The 16665-nt window shown below is 48.6% G+C and carries 15 protein-coding genes, 1 riboswitch and 1 other annotated feature; of the genes, 13 read left to right on the top strand and 2 right to left on the bottom strand.

The genetic code is table 11. The features are described from left to right. Nucleotides 1-15 precede the first annotated feature (15 nt). Both MCG98_RS13725 and MCG98_RS13720 read right to left on the bottom strand, forming a co-directional pair. A complete protein-coding gene (locus MCG98_RS13725) occupies nucleotides 16-306 on the bottom strand; it encodes an energy-coupling factor ABC transporter substrate-binding protein (RefSeq protein ID WP_240302503.1) in 291 nt (96 codons plus the stop codon). Then, the gene (locus MCG98_RS13720) at nucleotides 306-1058 is read right to left on the bottom strand and encodes an energy-coupling factor ABC transporter permease (protein WP_240302502.1); all 753 of its coding nucleotides are present in this window, start codon (nucleotides 1056-1058) and stop codon (nucleotides 306-308) included. Before MCG98_RS13720 ends, MCG98_RS13725 begins: the two co-directional genes overlap by 1 nt. 133 nt (nucleotides 1059-1191) lie before the next feature. Beyond that, a riboswitch (cobalamin riboswitch) is annotated at nucleotides 1192-1380 on the bottom strand. Between the two features lie 121 nt (nucleotides 1381-1501). Here MCG98_RS13720 and hemA point away from each other — a divergent pair. The 13 genes from hemA to MCG98_RS13655 all read left to right on the top strand — a co-directional run bounded on the left by hemA (nucleotide 1502) and on the right by MCG98_RS13655 (nucleotide 16648). Further along, nucleotides 1502-2734 (top strand): glutamyl-tRNA reductase, encoded by a 1233-nt coding sequence (gene hemA, locus MCG98_RS13715; protein ID WP_345891665.1) that lies wholly within the window; start codon nucleotides 1502-1504, stop codon nucleotides 2732-2734. Then, the gene (locus tag MCG98_RS13710; RefSeq protein ID WP_240302501.1) at nucleotides 2724-3194 is read left to right on the top strand and encodes a bifunctional precorrin-2 dehydrogenase/sirohydrochlorin ferrochelatase; all 471 of its coding nucleotides are present in this window, start codon (nucleotides 2724-2726) and stop codon (nucleotides 3192-3194) included. Before hemA ends, MCG98_RS13710 begins: the two co-directional genes overlap by 11 nt. A gap of 55 nt (nucleotides 3195-3249) precedes the next feature. Further along, entirely contained in the window at nucleotides 3250-4146 is an 897-nt protein-coding gene (gene hemC, locus MCG98_RS13705) for a hydroxymethylbilane synthase (RefSeq protein ID WP_345891725.1), read from the top strand. Nucleotides 4147-4153: 7 nt separating this feature from the next. Beyond that, nucleotides 4154-5665: a uroporphyrinogen-III C-methyltransferase gene (cobA, locus tag MCG98_RS13700; protein WP_240302499.1), complete on the top strand. Its 1512-nt coding sequence runs from the start codon at nucleotides 4154-4156 to the stop codon at nucleotides 5663-5665. A gap of 73 nt (nucleotides 5666-5738) precedes the next feature. After that, nucleotides 5739-6722, top strand: a complete 984-nt coding sequence (hemB, locus tag MCG98_RS13695) for a porphobilinogen synthase (RefSeq protein WP_240302498.1) — start codon at nucleotides 5739-5741, stop codon at nucleotides 6720-6722. Further along, the gene (hemL, locus tag MCG98_RS13690) at nucleotides 6722-8005 is read left to right on the top strand and encodes a glutamate-1-semialdehyde 2,1-aminomutase (RefSeq protein ID WP_240302497.1); all 1284 of its coding nucleotides are present in this window, start codon (nucleotides 6722-6724) and stop codon (nucleotides 8003-8005) included. Before hemB ends, hemL begins: the two co-directional genes overlap by 1 nt. Before the next feature lie 3 nt (nucleotides 8006-8008). After that, on the top strand, nucleotides 8009-8491 hold the full coding sequence (gene rnhA / locus MCG98_RS13685; protein ID WP_240302496.1) for a ribonuclease HI: 483 nt from the start codon (nucleotides 8009-8011) through the stop codon (nucleotides 8489-8491). Nucleotides 8492-8579: 88 nt separating this feature from the next. Beyond that, nucleotides 8580-8825 (top strand) — a binding site (T-box leader). Nucleotides 8826-9254: 429 nt separating this feature from the next. Beyond that, nucleotides 9255-10478, top strand: coding sequence for a tyrosine--tRNA ligase (gene tyrS, locus MCG98_RS13680; protein ID WP_240302495.1), 1224 nt, complete (start codon nucleotides 9255-9257; stop codon nucleotides 10476-10478). Nucleotides 10479-10835: 357 nt separating this feature from the next. Next, nucleotides 10836-13442, top strand: a complete 2607-nt coding sequence (gene alaS / locus MCG98_RS13675; RefSeq protein ID WP_275891427.1) for an alanine--tRNA ligase — start codon at nucleotides 10836-10838, stop codon at nucleotides 13440-13442. A 144-nt stretch (nucleotides 13443-13586) separates the two neighbouring features. Next, complete coding sequence (rpsU, locus tag MCG98_RS13670; protein WP_004222305.1) at nucleotides 13587-13763, top strand: 30S ribosomal protein S21; 177 nt, start codon at nucleotides 13587-13589, stop codon at nucleotides 13761-13763. Nucleotides 13764-13850: 87 nt separating this feature from the next. Then, a complete protein-coding gene (locus MCG98_RS13665) occupies nucleotides 13851-14432 on the top strand; it encodes a putative ABC transporter permease (protein WP_240302493.1) in 582 nt (193 codons plus the stop codon). 125 nt (nucleotides 14433-14557) lie between these two features. Then, the gene (locus tag MCG98_RS13660; RefSeq protein ID WP_240302492.1) at nucleotides 14558-15793 is read left to right on the top strand and encodes a D-alanyl-D-alanine carboxypeptidase family protein; all 1236 of its coding nucleotides are present in this window, start codon (nucleotides 14558-14560) and stop codon (nucleotides 15791-15793) included. A 57-nt stretch (nucleotides 15794-15850) separates the two neighbouring features. Beyond that, nucleotides 15851-16648 carry a metallophosphoesterase gene (locus MCG98_RS13655; RefSeq protein ID WP_240302491.1) on the top strand — a complete coding sequence of 266 codons (798 nt, stop codon included), beginning with the start codon at nucleotides 15851-15853 and terminating at the stop codon, nucleotides 16646-16648. Nucleotides 16649-16665: the final 17 nt, after the last annotated feature.

Genomic DNA, 16665 nt, shown 5'->3' with positions numbered 1-16665 from the left:
TTCCTCCTGTGTTTTCTACTTAGATTCGTGTTTTTTTCTCTCTACCAGACGTCCCATGACGAAGCCGAAGACTCCGGCACCAAGGCCGGCCTGAAGGCAGAAGAGAAGACTTTCAATTTCTCCGCTGGCAGGTTCCATGATAGGATCAGCCCAGGTTTCATAGCCTGGCTGAATCTCCTCGATCATTTCAGAAGCTGCACCGTCGGCACCGCCGAATTCAGCACCACTTTTCAGGAAAAGCGGTACAACAGCGATCACAACGACAAGCAGCAGAAGTATCAGTACAGTTTTAGCGTTTTTAGTCATTATGCGTTCCTCCCTCTTAAAAATCCAAGATCTGTGAGCTCAGACTTAGCGTAAGATTCCAGGCCGATGATTACGATGGCGGTCAGGATACCTTCAATGATGGCAAGCGGTACCTGAGTTGCTGCGAAAATAGCCAGGAATTTCCCAAGGGAAGCGCCGAATCCGCCGTCAGCGGATGGATAAGCGATTGCCAGCTGGATGCTGGTGATCACGTATGTAAACAGATCTCCGAGGCAGGCTGCCAGAAATACGGAAACAAGCTTCGGTACCTTCAGTTTATTACAGAGCCTGTAGATTCCATAGGATACCAGCGGTCCGGCGATTGCCATGGAAAATGTATTTGCGCCCAGAGTGGTAAGCCCTCCGTGAGCGAGCAGGATTGCCTGAAAGACCAGGACGATCAGTCCGACGATACTGACAGCAGCGGGACCAAACAGGATCGCGCCGAGACCGGTTCCTGTCATGTGGGAACAGCTTCCCGTGACAGACGGAATCTTAAGTGAGGACAGGACAAATGCATACGCACCCACCATAGCCAGGATCATGATCAGTTTCCGGTTTCCGGAAAGTGTTTTCTTTATGGAGAAGAAACCTGCGATTAAAAAAGGTACGCAGACAACACCCCAGGCAATACAGAACTTGGCCGGGAGATAACCCTCCATAATGTGCATCGCGTTTGCAGCCGGCAGGATTCCAAATGAAAGAGCAAAAACTGCGGCTATCAAAACGATTGTTCTTTGTGACTTTGTCATAACTTTCTCCTTTCTCATTCAAAAAAATAACGCCATATCTAAGGAATCCCACTTCACATAGACAGGCGCACCGAAACGGCAGCATATAAGAATTTGCCGTTTCCTTACACCAGGCCATCGTTCGTAACCGGGGTGTAAATCGCTTATGAAGGGCAGGCTTTCTGACTCAGGCGTCATCACTGTATCTTGCCTTCCCAGTTTTCACCAGTGACATCATAAGATACAGCTCTTCCATTACAGCGGCGGGACCGTGTGAGAGTTACACTCACTTTCCTCTTACCCTGCGGAGAAATACGCAGGCTCCACTTCATATTCAATTCTATGATAAATTTTATCGCGTAGTCAGGCTAATGTCAAATAGAATTTAAAAAAAGTAGAAAATAGATTTTGCATTTTCAAAAGTATGTGCTATGATGGGGAGGAATAAATTTTCGGAGGAACAAATGATGAGTATTTGTATGGTGGGTATCGATCATAACAAAGCATCGGTGGATGTACGGGCATTATTCTCCTTTACGAAGAAGAATGCGGCTGCTGCCATGGAAGAGCTGAAAAGCAGGGATGGCATATTGGGATGTATCATACTCTCAACCTGTAATCGTATGGAAATCTGGGCCAGTGTGGAAGAGGAATGGGAAGGCTCACTTGTGGAAGAACTGTGTATCATCAAGGAAGTGGATCCGACGCAGTTCGGACAGTATTTTGTCATGCGTGAGAGAAACGAAGCGGTGAACCATCTGTTCCATTTAACCTGCGGACTGAAATCCCAGATCCTCGGAGAGGATCAGATTATTACCCAGGTAAAAGATGCACTGTCACTTGCACGTGAGAATTATATGACTGACAGTGTCCTGGAAGTGCTGTTCCGCATGGCGGTGACAGCGGCAAAAAAAGTAAAAACGGATGTTACCTTCTCAAGAGCAAATTTTACCGCAATGGACCGTGCGGTTTCCATGCTCAAAGAGCAGGGGTATGAGATACAGGGAAAGACATGCATGGTGATCGGTAATGGAGAGATGGGAAAGCTGGCTGCGCAGACGATGCAGAAAGCAGGCGCCGTGGTGACTGTAACAGTCCGGCAGTACCGGAGCGGTATGGTAACGATCCCGAAGGGATGTGCCCGGATTAATTACGGAGAACGTATGGACTTGCTGCCCAAATGCCATGTGGTAGTCAGTGCGACTGCAAGTCCCAATTTTACACTCACCCGGGAACTGCTCGAAGAAGCGGACCTTACACATGATATTATTTTCATCGATCTTGCTGTGCCCAGGGATATCGAACCGGCAATCGGGGAGATGGAACATGTGACGCTGTATGACATCGATGATTTTCAGGTCACGGCAGTCGGCGATTATCTGAAAGATTCCTTTGACCAGGCTGAGGCGATTCTTCAGGAACAGCAGAAAGAATTCTATGACTGGTATGACGGAAGAGATCTGATCCCCCGTATTCAGGAAATCCAGGAGGATGCGGTGACAGATCTGGAGCTGCGTATACATAAGATCCTGGGGAAACTTCCTCTGGACGACAGGGAGAGGGAGTCACTCAGACAGTCAATTGAACTGGCGGCAGGAAAAGTAGTCGGCAAAATGATCTTCGGACTGCGGGATTCGCTGGAAAAAGAAACATTTTTAGCCTGTGTGGAAGGATTGGAAAAACTGTATGAAGAATAGTGGACAGGCGTACTTTCCGCTTTTTGTTGATATATCGGGTAAGAAAACAGTTGTTGTCGGAGCCGGAAAGATTGCATCACGGAGAATTCAGACTCTGGCGGAATTCACAGAGAATATCACCGTCATTGCGCCGCATTTCGAAGACAGTGTGCTGGATCTGGCAGAAAAAGGAAGAATACAGATACGGGAAAAGCGGTATGAGAGGGAAGATATTTACGGAGCCGATATCGTGATTGCGGGGACTGACGATGCGGGGCTTAATGAAGAAATTCACAGTGTATGCAAATGTCTGGGTATCCTTGTGAATGTTATCAGTGACGGGACGAAATGTGATTTTCATTTTCCGGGGATTGTTAAAAGAGATGTCCTTGTAGCGGGGGTCAATGCCGGAGGAAGGGACCACAGCAGGGCGAAACGTGCCAGGCAGGCGATAGAAAAAGCATTTGACGATATGATATGATACAACATCGTGCGGAGAAATCCGAGGGTATAATAATTTTACAGGAGGACGAATGATGATGGCAGCACCCCAGAAATTTTGTGTTGGCAGCCGGGAGAGTAAACTGGCGGTTATACAGAGCGAGATGGTGATCTCATACATAAAAGATACGTGTCCAAAGACCGAAGTTTCACTTTTGACGATGAAAACGACAGGTGATATCATCCTGGACCGGACGCTCGATAAAGTCGGAGGAAAAGGGTTGTTCGTGAAAGAGCTGGACAGAGCGCTGATCGACGGACGAAGTGACCTGTCTGTGCACAGTTTAAAGGATATGCCGATGGAAGTTCCGGATGAACTTCCGGTCGTTGCATTTTCGAAGCGGGAAGATCCGAGAGATGTTCTTGTATTGCCGCAGGGGGTGAAGGATATTGATTTTACGAAACCTGTCGGCTGTTCCAGCCTGAGAAGAATCCTGCAGCTTCGGGAGCTGTTTCCGAAGGCAGAATTCAAAAGTGTGCGCGGAAATGTAATCACCCGTCTGGCAAAACTCGACAGCGGGGAGTACTCTGCGCTTGTTCTGGCGGCTGCAGGCCTTAAACGGCTTGGACTCGCGGAAAGGATCAGCAGATATTTTGAACCGGAAGAGATCATTCCTTCAGCAGGACAGGGAATCCTGGCACTTCAGGGCAGAGCGGGCGAGGATTATTCGTTTCTGAAAGGATTTTCAGATCAGAACGGGACGTATGCGGCATTGGCGGAACGAGCATTTGTGCGGTATCTGGATGGTGGATGCTCTTCACCGGTAGCGGCACACGCGGTGATAGAAGACGGAACGATTCGCCTGACGGGACTCTATTATAAAGAGGAGACGGGGGAATACATAAAAGGCAGCAGACAGGGAGCCGCAGAGGAAGCAGAATCGCTCGGCGAAGAGCTTGCCAGAGAATTAAAAGAAAAGCTGGAAGGGTAGGAGAGACATGCAGACAGGAAAAGTTTGGCTGGTGGGTGCCGGCCCAGGAGATATCGGATTATTTACATTAAAGGGACAGAAAGTGCTGAAACAGGCGGAAGTTGTGGTATATGACAGCCTCGTAGGAGACGGTGTTCTTGCCATGATACCGGATACAGCACGGACGATCGATGTCGGAAAACGTGCGGGCAATCATACGATGCCCCAGGAGCAGATCAACCAGGTACTGCTTGAGGAGGCGAAAAAGGGATATCGTGTAGTGCGTCTGAAGGGCGGAGATCCTTTTCTGTTTGGCAGGGGCGGCGAGGAACTGGAGCTGTTAAGCGACGAGAATATTCCCTATGAGGTAGTGCCTGGAGTGACTTCACCGATGGCGGTTCCAGCGTATAACGGGATCCCGGTAACGCACCGCGATTACTGTTCTTCCATGCATATTATCACCGGTCATAAAAGGGCAGGAGAAGAGTATAATATTAACTTCAGAGCGCTTGTCGAGACACAGGGTACGCTGGTATTCCTGATGGGCGTGACAGCCCTGCCTGATATCTGCAGAAACCTGATGGAAGCAGGGATGGATGCGTCCATGCCGGCGGCGATTCTTCAGAAGGGGACGACTGCCGGACAGAAAAGGATCGTTGCGACCGTTTCCACGCTGGAGGCGGAGGTAAAGCGCCAGGGAATTGAGACGCCGGCGATCATCGTCGTGGGGAAGGTGTGTGAACTTTCCGACCGTTTTGCGTGGTATGAGAAGCTGCCGCTCGCGGGAAGAAAGATACTTGTGACGAGACCGCGTGACCTGATTTCAAAAATGGCTGAAAAGCTGAGGGTACAGGGGGCGGAAGTGCTGGAACTTCCTGCGATCACAACCTCTGCGATCGAAGAAAATGACAGGCTGCGGGACAGCCTTCGGAGACTGCATGAATACCAGTGGATTGCATTTACCAGTCCGACCGGTGTGCGCGTGTTCTTTGAAGAAATGGAGAAGTGTTCTGTCGATATCCGTAAAATGGCCGGGATTAAGATTGCAGCCATCGGCGAAGGCACAAAAAAAGAGCTGAAAAACCATGGATTATTCGCCGATCTTGTTCCGGAAATCAATGACGGAAAGGCACTCGGAGAACAGATGGCAAGGATATGTGAGAAGGATGCCAATCTATTGATTCCGCGCGCGGCGATCGGGAATCAGGAGATCATCCAGGCACTTTCCGGCCGGCAGGACCTGAGAGTAGATGACGTTGCCACGTATGATACGGCGTATACACAGCAGATGGTTGTGGATGAGACAGGAAAATTCATGAAGCAGGAGATCGACTGCGCGGTATTTACCAGTGCATCGACGGTTCGCGGATTTGTGGAGTCCACACCGGGACTGGATTATACGAAAGTGACGGCAGCCTGCATCGGAAAGCAGACGAAAGCAGCAGCCGATTCATACGGTATGAGGACATATATGGCGGAAAAAGCCACAATTGACAGTGTTGTGGAACTTGTAATCAAGATGTATGATACCAGGGGTTAAAAGTTGGGCAGGACAATTCGCGGTATCATACATGATCAATGACATGGACAAAAATAAAGAAGGAGAGAGGAACATGGAACTGATAAAAAGACCGAGAAGACTTCGCGGAGGAGAGACCATCAGAAGGATGGTGCGCGAGACGAGGATGGACAAGTCATCGCTGATCTATCCGTTGTTTGCGATTGACGGGGAGAATATTGAAGAAGAAATCCCGTCTATGGAAGGACAGTACCGCTACAGTGTTGACCGGCTGCCGTACGAACTGGAGCGTCTTTCAAAGGCCGGTGTATCGAGTGTCATGCTGTTTGGGATACCGGAGCATAAAGACGAAGTGGGAAGCCAGGCGTATGCCCGGGACGGAATCGTACAGCGTGCGCTTCGCGAGGCGAGAAAACAGTTCCCGGACCTCTATTACATCACAGATGTCTGTATGTGTGAATACACGTCACACGGGCATTGCGGTGTGCTGTGCGGTCATGACGTGGAAAATGACAGTACTCTGGAGCTCTTAAGCAAAACAGCACTGTCCCATGTACAGGCGGGAGCAGATATGGTTGCTCCATCCGATATGATGGACGGCAGAGTTGCGGCAATCCGTCAGATTCTCGATAAGAACGGATACAAGGAAACACCGATCATGTCATACGCCGTAAAATATGCATCCGCATTTTACGGACCGTTCCGTGACGCTGCAGGTTCTGCACCGTCCTTCGGAGACCGGAAATCCTACCAGATGGATCCGCATAATTCTCGGGAAGGCATCAAAGAGGCAGTTATGGATGTGGAAGAGGGGGCCGACATCATCATGGTAAAACCGGCGATGTCTTATCTGGACCTCGTTACGAGAGTAAAAGAGGCGACCAACGTACCGGTGGCGGCGTACAGCGTGAGTGGAGAGTATGCGATGGTAAAGGCTGCAGCGAAGATGGACTGGATCGATGAAGAGCGCATCATGTGTGAGATGGCAGTGAGTGCCTACCGTGCGGGGGCACAGATCTACCTGACATATTATGCGAAAGAGCTGGCAAAATGTATGGATGAAGGGAGAATCGGGTAATGACGAGATCGGAAACGTTATTTCAGGAAGCGGTGCAGTACATTCCGGGAGGTGTGAACAGTCCGGTGCGCGCTTATGGTTCTGTCGGTATGACGCCGCGTTTTATCAGGCAGGCTGAGGGTCCGTACGTGACAGATGTGGATGAGAACCGCTATATTGACTATATCGGTTCCTGGGGACCGATGATCCTGGGACATAACCATCCTTCGGTGCTGGAAGCCGTGACGAAGACTGCGATGGACGGATTGAGCTTCGGTGCGGCTACTGAGATCGAAGTGGAGATGGCGGAATATATCTGCAGGAATGTGCCGTCTGTCGATATGGTGCGTATGGTCAACTCCGGTACCGAGGCGGTGATGAGCGCCATCCGTGTGGCGAGAGGTTATACCGGGAAAAACAAAATCGTTAAATTTGCCGGCTGCTATCACGGACACTGTGATGCCATGCTTGTAAAAGCCGGTTCTGGTGTGATGACGGCAGGAATCCCGGACAGCGCAGGGGTTCCCGCGGGCTGTACACAGGATACACTGACGGCAGTCTACAATGATATTGAAAGTGTGAAAGCCATATTTGCAGAGTTTGACGGCCAGGTTGCCGCAGTGATCGTGGAAGCGGTCGCTGCAAATATGGGAGTGGTTCTGCCAAAAGCAGATTTTTTGCAGGAGCTGCGCAGTCTCTGTACAGAGCACGGTGCACTGCTGGTCTTTGATGAGGTGATCACCGGATTCCGCCTGGCATTCGGCGGAGCACAGGAGTATTTTGGGATTTCTGCTGATCTTGTGACATATGGCAAGATCATCGGGGCGGGGATGCCGGTAGGTGCGTACGGCGGCAGAAGAGATATCATGCAGCAGGTGGCCCCTGTCGGTCCTGTCTATCAGGCAGGTACACTTTCCGGCAATCCGGTCGCAATGGCAGCGGGACTCACTCAGCTGAAGATACTGAAGGAAAATCCGGATATTTACAGCCATATGGCATCGATGGGCGAGCGTCTGTTCGGTGGTATGAGAGCACTGCTTCGGTCATATGGCAAGGAGCAGCCGCTGAATCATACGGCATCGCTCGGATGTATGTACTTTACGGATCAGGAAGTCTGTAATTATGAAACGGCAAAGACGTCCGATACGGAGAAATTTGCGGACTATTTCCGGTTCATGCTGGAGCATGGGATTCATCTGGGGCCATCCCAGTTTGAAGCAATGTTTGTCTCAAATGCACATACAGAAGAGGTCATTGACCAGACATTGGATGTTGTGAAACAATATTTGGAAAGCAGAGTGTAAATTATGTTGGTAAAAATTTATACAGATGGTTCAGCGAGGGGGAACCCTGACGGACCCGGTGGCTACGGCTGTGTTCTGCATTATACGGACGGACAGGGGAAGCTGCATACACGGGAGTACAGTGCCGGTTATGAAAAGACAACGAATAACCGTATGGAGCTGATGGCGGCGATCGCCGGTCTGGAAGCGCTGACTCGTCCATGCCAGGTGGAGCTGTATTCGGATTCCAAATATCTCGTGGATGCCTTTAATCAGCACTGGATCGACAGCTGGCTGAAAAAAGGGTGGAAACGTGGAAAAAATGAGCCGGTGAAAAATGTAGACCTCTGGAAACGGCTGCTGAAGGCGAAAGAAATGCATCAGGTTACGTTTCACTGGGTAAAAGGACATGACGGCCATCCGGAAAATGAGCGCTGTGATGAGCTCGCGACATCAGCTGCGGACGGTGGCAACCTGCTGGTGGATGTGGTGGAAGACATTTCATAAACAGGGTTGAACGAAAAATTACAAAATGCTGAAAACAGCTTGACAAATGAAACTGCCATTTGTATACTAGGCATCAATGAATGAAATAATACAGGCTATGACGGGAACAAGTAGAACTTATACGATGTAGACAGAGAGCTGCCGGGTGGTGAGAGGCGCATACGGACATAGGATTCGAATACATCCCTGAGCTTCACACCGAATAAGAGTAGGCTGTGACGTGCTGACAGACGTTATCCATGTCAAAGTATTGAAAGCAGTACTTATGAAGGCAGACGGTGCGAGCCGGCTGTGAACAAAGGTGGTAACACGGGAATCAGCTCTCGTCCTTTCAGGAGAAATCCGGGAAGGATGGGAGCTTTTTTGTATACCAGGAAAGTACTCCAATTTGTTCTATGCGCAAAGCTATAACTTTCCTGGTATACAAAAACCCTCCGGGGGATGCACACAATGTGTATAGGAAGGCTGCTTTGCAGCTGCACATTGGCGCACAAAGTGTACAAGTCCCTCATGAGTGAGGGATTTAGGGAGTTGAAGTGGACTTGTCCACTTTGTTGTTCAGTATAAACAGCTGGCGCTATTTTTACCAGGCACGGAAGGAAGAAAGAGTGATTTGCTCGTGCAAGGGCTTGGCAGCCCCTACAAATCACTCTTTCTGCACTGCGGCGGAAGTGAATTCCGCCTGTGTGACTGGAGTTCGAGGGGGATCCCCTCGAGCACCCCCTGTTAAACAAAAAAATAAGAATAAAAGGAGAATGATGGTATGAAGATTTATGAGGAACTTAAGGCCAGAGGGCTGATTGCACAGGTTACGGATGAGGAAGAGATCCGTGAGCTTGTGAATAACGGGAAGGCAACATTTTACATCGGTTTTGATCCGACGGCGGACAGTCTGCATGTCGGACACTTTATGGCACTCTGTCTGATGAAACGACTGCAGATGGCAGGCAATAAGCCGATCGCACTGCTTGGCGGAGGGACCGGTATGATCGGGGATCCATCCGGCAGAAGTGATATGCGGCAGATGATGACAGTGGAGACCATTCAGCATAACTGCGACTGTTTTAAACAGCAGATGAGCCGTTTTATTGATTTTTCAGATGATAAGGCACTCATGGTCAACAATGCGGACTGGCTGATGGATCTGAATTATGTGGAGTTACTGCGCGAAGTGGGCCCCCACTTTTCCGTGAACCGTATGCTGGCAGCTGAATGTTACAAACAGCGGATGGAAAAAGGCTTAAGTTTCCTGGAATTTAACTACATGATCATGCAGAGTTACGATTTCTATGCACTGTATCAGAAATACGGCTGCAACATGCAGTTTGGAGGCGATGACCAGTGGAGCAACATGCTGGGCGGGACGGAGCTGATCCGCAGAAAACTTGGAAAAGATGCGTATGCGATGACAATCACCCTGCTGATGAATTCAGAGGGAAAGAAAATGGGCAAGACACAGTCGGGTGCTGTGTGGCTGGATCCGAACAAGACGTCGCCGTTTGACTTCTACCAGTACTGGAGAAATGTCGGGGATGCGGATGTGCTGAAATGCCTGCGCATGCTGACCTTCCTGCCGATCGGACAGATCGATGAGATGGACAGGTGGGAAGGCAGCCAGCTGAACCAGGCGAAGGAAATACTGGCTTACGAACTGACGGAACTGGTCCACGGAGAAGAGGAGGCGAAAAAAGCCCAGGAAGGCGCAAGGGCACTTTTCTCCAGTGGAAATGCTGAAAATATGCCGGTTGCCGAGCTGACAGAGGAAGATTTAAAAGAAGACTCGATCGATGTGATTTCCATGCTTGTTAAAGCTGAGCTTGTCACAAGCCGTTCGGAGGGAAGACGCGCCATTGAACAGGGCGGAGTATCTGTGGATGGTGAGAAGATCACGGATATCCATCACGAGATAGCAAAAGGTGCACTCGCAGGTAATGGAGTCGTGCTTAAACGCGGCAAGAAGAAATTTAAAAAAGTTTGCCTGAAGTAAGGAAATGTGATAAAATTATTATCCATGTAAATGACTGTAAAAGTCCCGGACAGCGCCTGCGTGAGCAGGGGGTAATCGACTTTTATGATTGGTGATATCTGCGTCAGCAGATACGCCGTTTAGTATGTCAGGAGCAAACGCTCCGACATCCCAGATTATAGGCCGCAGCAAGTGCGGCAAAGGAGGAACGCCTGAAAGTAAACTTTCATGCATCCCAGATTATAGGCCGCAGCAAGTGCGGCAAAGGAGGAACGCCTGAAAGTAAACTTTCATGCATCCCAGATTATAGGCCGCAGCAAGTGCGGCAAAGGAGGAAATGGAAACGTGAAGAAATATGGAGTAAATGAACTTCGCCAGATGTTCCTGGACTTTTTCGAGAGCAAGGGTCATCTGGTAATGAAGAGTTTTTCTCTGGTTCCGCTAAATGATAAGAGTCTTCTGCTTATCAATGCGGGAATGGCGCCGCTTAAGCCATATTTTACGGGTGCGGAGATTCCGCCGTGTAAACGGGTGGCAACGTGTCAGAAATGTATCCGCACCGGAGATATCGAGAATGTTGGTAAAACAGCACGTCATGGCACATTTTTTGAGATGCTCGGAAACTTTTCGTTCGGAGATTATTTTAAGAAAGAGTCCCTGGCATGGTCCTGGGAATTCCTGACAGAGGTTGTGGGCCTGGACCCGGACCGCCTTTATCCGTCCGTTTATCTCGATGACGATGAAGCGTTTGATATCTGGAATAAGGAGATCGGCATTGCGCCTGAGAGGATCTACAGATTTGGAAAAGAGGATAATTTCTGGGAACACGGGGCAGGTCCGTGCGGTCCGTGTTCGGAAGTCTATTATGACAGAGGAGAACAGTACGGCTGCGGCAGTCCGGACTGTACGGTCGGATGTGAATGTGACAGGTATATTGAAATATGGAATAATGTATTTACCCAGTTTGAAAATGACGGAAACGGAAATTATGTGACATTGGAGCATAAGAATATTGACACCGGTATGGGGCTGGAACGTCTCGCGGTTGTTGTGCAGGAAGTGGACTCGATCTTTGATGTCGATACAATCCGTGCACTCCGTGAAAAGGTCTGTGAAATTGCAGGAAAGAAATACAAAGAGGATGCGGATGATGACGTATCCATCCGCCTGATAACCGATCATATACGCTCAGCAACGTTTATGATCTCGGATGGCATCATGCCGACGAATGAAGGCAGGGGTTATGTGCTGCGCCGTCTGATCCGCCGTGCTGCAAGACATGGACGTCTGCTGGGCATCAGGGGCCAGTTCCTGGCAACCTTAAGCGCCACAGTGATCGAGGGCTCAAAAGACGGTTATCCGGAACTGGAGGAAAAGAAAGACTTTATCTTCAATGTACTGACAAACGAGGAAAGCCAGTTCAATAAGACGATCGACCAGGGACTCTTAATTCTTGCGGATATGGAACATGAGATGCAGGAAAAGGGTGAAAAAGTGCTGGATGGACAGCAGGCTTTCAAACTGTATGATACGTATGGTTTCCCGATGGATCTGACGAAAGAAATCTTGGAGGAAAAGGGATACACCATAGATGAAGACGGCTTTCATAAAGAAATGGAAGAACAGCGCGAGCGTGCAAGAAAGAGCCGGGAAGTGACAAATTATATGGGTGCGGACGCGACAGTGTACGACAGCATTGATCCGTCGGTCACGACAGAATTTGACGGTTATGGAACACTTGTACTGGACTCAGTGATCTCTGTGATGACTACGGAGACGGATATTGTGGACAGCCTGATGGAAGGGCAGAAGGGTACGATTATCGTAGAAAAGACCCCTTTTTACGGAACTATGGGAGGTCAGCAGGGTGATGTCGGAGTAATCGGGAGTCCGGACGGAGAGTTCCGGGTGGAAGATACCATTCACCTGCGCGGCGGTAAAGTCGGACATGTCGGTGAGATGGTTTCCGGTATGCTGAAAACGGGTAAAACGGTAACGCTGAAGGTAGATGATAAAAAACGCTGCGATACGGAAAAGAATCACAGTGCTACACATCTGCTGCAGAAGGCGCTGAAAACAGTGCTGGGCGCTCATGTAGAGCAGAAAGGGTCACTTGTGACACCGGGACGTCTTCGCTTTGACTTTGCTCATTTCCAGGCGATGACAACGGAAGAGCTGGAGAAGACCGAAAAACTGGTGAATCAGGAAATTCAGGCGAATCTCCCCGTTGAAACGAATGTAATGACGATTGAAGAAGCTAAGAAATCGGGGGCTATGGCACTGTTTGGAGAAAAATACGGTGAAGAGGTGCGCGTGGTTTCCATGGGAGACTTTTCCAAAGAACTCTGTGGCGGTACACACGTGAAGAACACAGCGTCGATTTCCCTGTTTAAAATTGTGTCAGAGGCGGGAATTGCTGCCGGTGTGCGCAGGATTGAGGCGCTGACAGGCGATGGAGTCCTTGCATATTATAAAGAGCTGGAAGAAAAAATTTCGTTCATCGCAAAGGCATTAAAAACTTCTACTGCCGAGATCCCTGATAAGATTGCACATCTGCAGGCGGAGATAAAAACGCTTCAGAGTGAAAACGAGTCCCTGAAAAGTAAAATGGCCCGCGAATCTCTCGGTGACGTCATGGATCAGGTCGTGGAAGTCAAAGGTGTTAAAGTTCTTGCGAGTGCGCTTGATGATGTCGATATGAATGGGCTGCGCGACCTCGGAGACCAGCTGAAAGAGAAGCTGGGAGAGGGTGTTGTTGTGCTGGCATCTGCATGCGGGGGCAAAGTCAGTCTGATGGCAATGGTGACTCCGGAGGCAATGAAAAAGGGAGCACATGCAGGTAATCTGATTAAGGCTGTGGCTGCAGTTGTCGGAGGAGGCGGAGGCGGCCGCCCGAACATGGCTCAGGCGGGAGGAAAAGATGCATCCAGGATCCCACAGGCGATCGAAACCGTAGTGTCTGTCGTGGAAGAGCAGATAAAGTAAATATCAGGTAATTTTTTTCTGAAAATGTGCAAAAGCAGTTGACGTATGGAAAAAATCTGTTATAATTACTATTAGTGCAGTAAAATATACCCAAACAGTTGTGTATGCACAATCTACAACTGGAGGGAGGTTAGGTGTGAGTCTATGTCAAACGTTATCGTAAAAGAGAACGAAACTCTGGACAGCGCTTTACGCAGATTTAAACGTAGTTGCGCAAAGGCTGGAATTCAGCAGGAGATCCGTAAAAGAGAGCATTACGAGAAACCAAGTGTTCGTCGTAAGAAAAAATCGGAAGCTGCCAGAAAACGTAAATATAATTAATGTGCCAAAAAATCCTTGACGTTTCGTCAGGGATTTTTTAGTATAGAGAGTGGGAGATAAATAACAGAGAAGGAGGGAAAAGATACGATGTGGACGATACCAATGTTCGGAACCGATTTATATCACATCATTCATTGGTTTCTGATATACAGCCTGATGGGGTGGATCGTAGAATCTATCTATATGTCACTGTGTAACCGCAAGCTGACGAACAGGGGATTCATGAGCAGCCCGATCTGTCCAATTTATGGAGTCGGAGCATTGGCGGTTTATTTTATTCTGAGACCCCTGGAGGGAAATTACATAGCCCTGTATTTTGCAGGGTGTATACTGGCCACTCTGCTGGAACTGGTAACAGGCTATCTGATGCGCTACCTGTTCGGTTCTGTATGGTGGGACTACCATGATAAACCGTTAAATTACGATGGATTGATCTGCCTGGAAAGTACTCTTGCATGGGGGCTTTATACAGTATTAATGTTTGCTTTCCTGCAGAAATTTGTTGTTCGGATCGTGGACAGCTACTCGTATAATACGGGTGCGATTGTCGGCACGGTTGCGATCATAGTATTTGGATTTGATTTTCTGGTACACCTGTATTCTGCGAAAAAGGGATCTCTGAGTGAGGGAATTGCTGAGATCAAGGAAATGATCAGGAGCATCCGGTAAATATAAAGAACTTTTTATACAATACTAACCGCGGGTCTGGACACCGCGGTTTTTTGTTTCAATGGAATCATATTTATCCGTCCTGCATCGTACATTAGAGAAAGAACAGATGTGGGGGGACAAAGATGAGAAGAAAAATAGGGATCATTCTGATCTGTATGCTGATGCTGATACAGCTGCTGTCCGGAAAATATGTGGCATGGGCAGAACCGGTATCAGAAGAAGAGCAGAATACACAGGAGGAAGGGACACAGCCGGGAAGTGAAGCGGTTGCAGTAGATGCACCTTCTGTTATTTTGATGGAATCGTCTACCGGCCAGGTTCTTTATGAAAAGAATGCAGACGAGCAGAGAAGCCCGGCCAGCATCACGAAGATCATGACGCTGTTATTGATTTTCGATGAGCTGGAGAAAGGAACCATAAAACTTACGGATGAAGCAGTCACGAGTGCCCATGCTAAAAGTATGGGAGGTTCACAGGTGTTTCTGGAAGAGGGAGAGAAGCAGACAGTTGAGACACTGATCAAATGCATTGTTATAGCGTCTGGAAATGATGCATCCGTTGTGATGGCAGAGCATATTGCAGGGAGTGAAGAAGAATTTGTCAAGAGGATGAATCAGAAGGCGGAAGAACTGGGACTGAAAGACACGCATTTTGAAGACTGCTGCGGTCTGACAGATTCAGCGGGACATTATACGACAGCCCACGATGTTGCGGTCATGTCGAAAGAGCTTATCACGAATCATCCGGAAATTCTTACATATTCTTCAATCTGGATGGAGAACATTACTCATGTGACCAGACAGGGGAGTAAAGAATTCGGCCTGACAAATACAAACAAGCTGATCAGGGGATATGACGGATGCGTAGGACTCAAGACAGGAAGTACATCTGTCGCTAAGTACTGTGTATCTGCAGTTGCTTCCAGAAATGATATAACTTTGATATCTGTAGTGATGGGTGCACCGGATGTAAAGGCGAGATTTCGCGATGCAGCCACCATGCTGAACTACGGTTTTGGTATCTGCAGCCTGTATGTCGACGACAATCAGGATAAACTTCCAAAGGTTCCTGTGGCATTCTCAATCGAGAAAGAGGGAGCCTGTGCATATGAAGAGGAGTTCAGGTATCTGGATACGGAAGGTGTGAATACAGAAAATATTGAAAAAGAAACACAGTTTAAAACGGATGCCGAAGCACCTGTACAAAAGGGTGATGTCGCCGGACGTGCGGTGTATTACCTGGATGGAAAAGAGATTGGCAGTGTCAATCTTGTGTTTACGGAAGATATTGAAAAAGCAACCTATCCGGATTATCTTTACCAGGCATGGATGCGCTTCTTAAATGGAGGAAAAACTTGAACTTGACAGAAATTTATTGTAGTATAGAGAAGATGTGAAAAGAGGAATAAAACAACCATGACAAAATGCGTGATAAAATACTATGGGGTTCACAGCAGGAAGGCAGTATCAGCAGAAGGAAGGATACGGCTGGTTTTTGTGAGTGACCTGCACAATGTATCTTACGGTCAAGAAAACCGGGAACTGGCGGAAAAAATACTGGCGTTGCATCCGGATGCTGTATTGATCGGGGGCGATCTGATCGTAGGAAAGCCGGAACAGCCGATGGATGCCGCGCTGGCATTTCTGCGGAAACTTTCCGGCCGGCTCCCCGTCTATGCGGCAAATGGGAATCACGAGTATCGTCTGCGCATTTATCCTGAAATTTACGGTGATATGTACGATACGTACCGCAGGGGATTGCTCGAGAATCATGTGACGCTGCTGGAAAATGAAAGCAGTACATTTTCAGTCAGAGGTATGAAGATCACACTCTACGGGTATGAGCTGAAGCGGGAATATTATGACCGCTTCGCACATATGGAGCTGCCGCTGTCTGAGATAACAGAAGTTTTTTCGCCGCCTGCTGAGGAGGCGTATAATATTCTGCTTGCTCATTATCCGAAATATTTTTCCACATATGTGAAGTGGAAGCCAGATCTGATTCTTTCCGGGCATTATCACGGGGGAGTCATACGGATGGGAAAAAGATGGCCGCTGATCGGAAATGATCTGACACTTTTTCCAAAATACGGGTATGGATGCCATGTAGAAGGGGACACAACGATGATCGTGAGCTCGGGGCTTGGTGATCATACGATACCTTTTCGGCTGCATAATCCAAGAGAGCTTGTTGTAGTAGACATCAGAAAGTAAGAAACAGAGGTTTGAGT

Origin of the sequence: Ruminococcus sp. OA3, from assembly GCF_022440845.1 — a bacterium.
GTDB lineage: Bacteria > Bacillota > Clostridia > Lachnospirales > Lachnospiraceae > Ruminococcus_G.
Note: the sequence above shows the minus strand (reverse complement) of the source record. Positions and strands in the feature narration are given on the sequence as shown.

Bases quoted from the DNA above. Each gene is read 5' to 3' on its own strand.
- MCG98_RS13725 (WP_240302503.1), bottom strand. From the start codon at position 306: ATGACTAAAAACGCTAAAACTGTACTGATACTTCTGCTGCTTGTCGTT.
- MCG98_RS13720 (WP_240302502.1), bottom strand. From the start codon at position 1,058: ATGACAAAGTCACAAAGAACAATCGTTTTGATAGCCGCAGTTTTTGCT.
- hemA (WP_345891665.1), top strand. From the start codon at position 1,502: ATGATGAGTATTTGTATGGTGGGTATCGATCATAACAAAGCATCGGTG.
- MCG98_RS13710 (WP_240302501.1), top strand. From the start codon at position 2,724: ATGAAGAATAGTGGACAGGCGTACTTTCCGCTTTTTGTTGATATATCG.
- hemC (WP_345891725.1), top strand. From the start codon at position 3,250: ATGATGGCAGCACCCCAGAAATTTTGTGTTGGCAGCCGGGAGAGTAAA.
- cobA (WP_240302499.1), top strand. From the start codon at position 4,154: ATGCAGACAGGAAAAGTTTGGCTGGTGGGTGCCGGCCCAGGAGATATC.
- hemB (WP_240302498.1), top strand. From the start codon at position 5,739: ATGGAACTGATAAAAAGACCGAGAAGACTTCGCGGAGGAGAGACCATC.
- hemL (WP_240302497.1), top strand. From the start codon at position 6,722: ATGACGAGATCGGAAACGTTATTTCAGGAAGCGGTGCAGTACATTCCG.
- rnhA (WP_240302496.1), top strand. From the start codon at position 8,009: ATGTTGGTAAAAATTTATACAGATGGTTCAGCGAGGGGGAACCCTGAC.
- tyrS (WP_240302495.1), top strand. From the start codon at position 9,255: ATGAAGATTTATGAGGAACTTAAGGCCAGAGGGCTGATTGCACAGGTT.
- alaS (WP_275891427.1), top strand. From the start codon at position 10,836: ATGTTCCTGGACTTTTTCGAGAGCAAGGGTCATCTGGTAATGAAGAGT.
- rpsU (WP_004222305.1), top strand. From the start codon at position 13,587: ATGTCAAACGTTATCGTAAAAGAGAACGAAACTCTGGACAGCGCTTTA.
- MCG98_RS13665 (WP_240302493.1), top strand. From the start codon at position 13,851: ATGTGGACGATACCAATGTTCGGAACCGATTTATATCACATCATTCAT.
- MCG98_RS13660 (WP_240302492.1), top strand. From the start codon at position 14,558: ATGAGAAGAAAAATAGGGATCATTCTGATCTGTATGCTGATGCTGATA.
- MCG98_RS13655 (WP_240302491.1), top strand. From the start codon at position 15,851: ATGACAAAATGCGTGATAAAATACTATGGGGTTCACAGCAGGAAGGCA.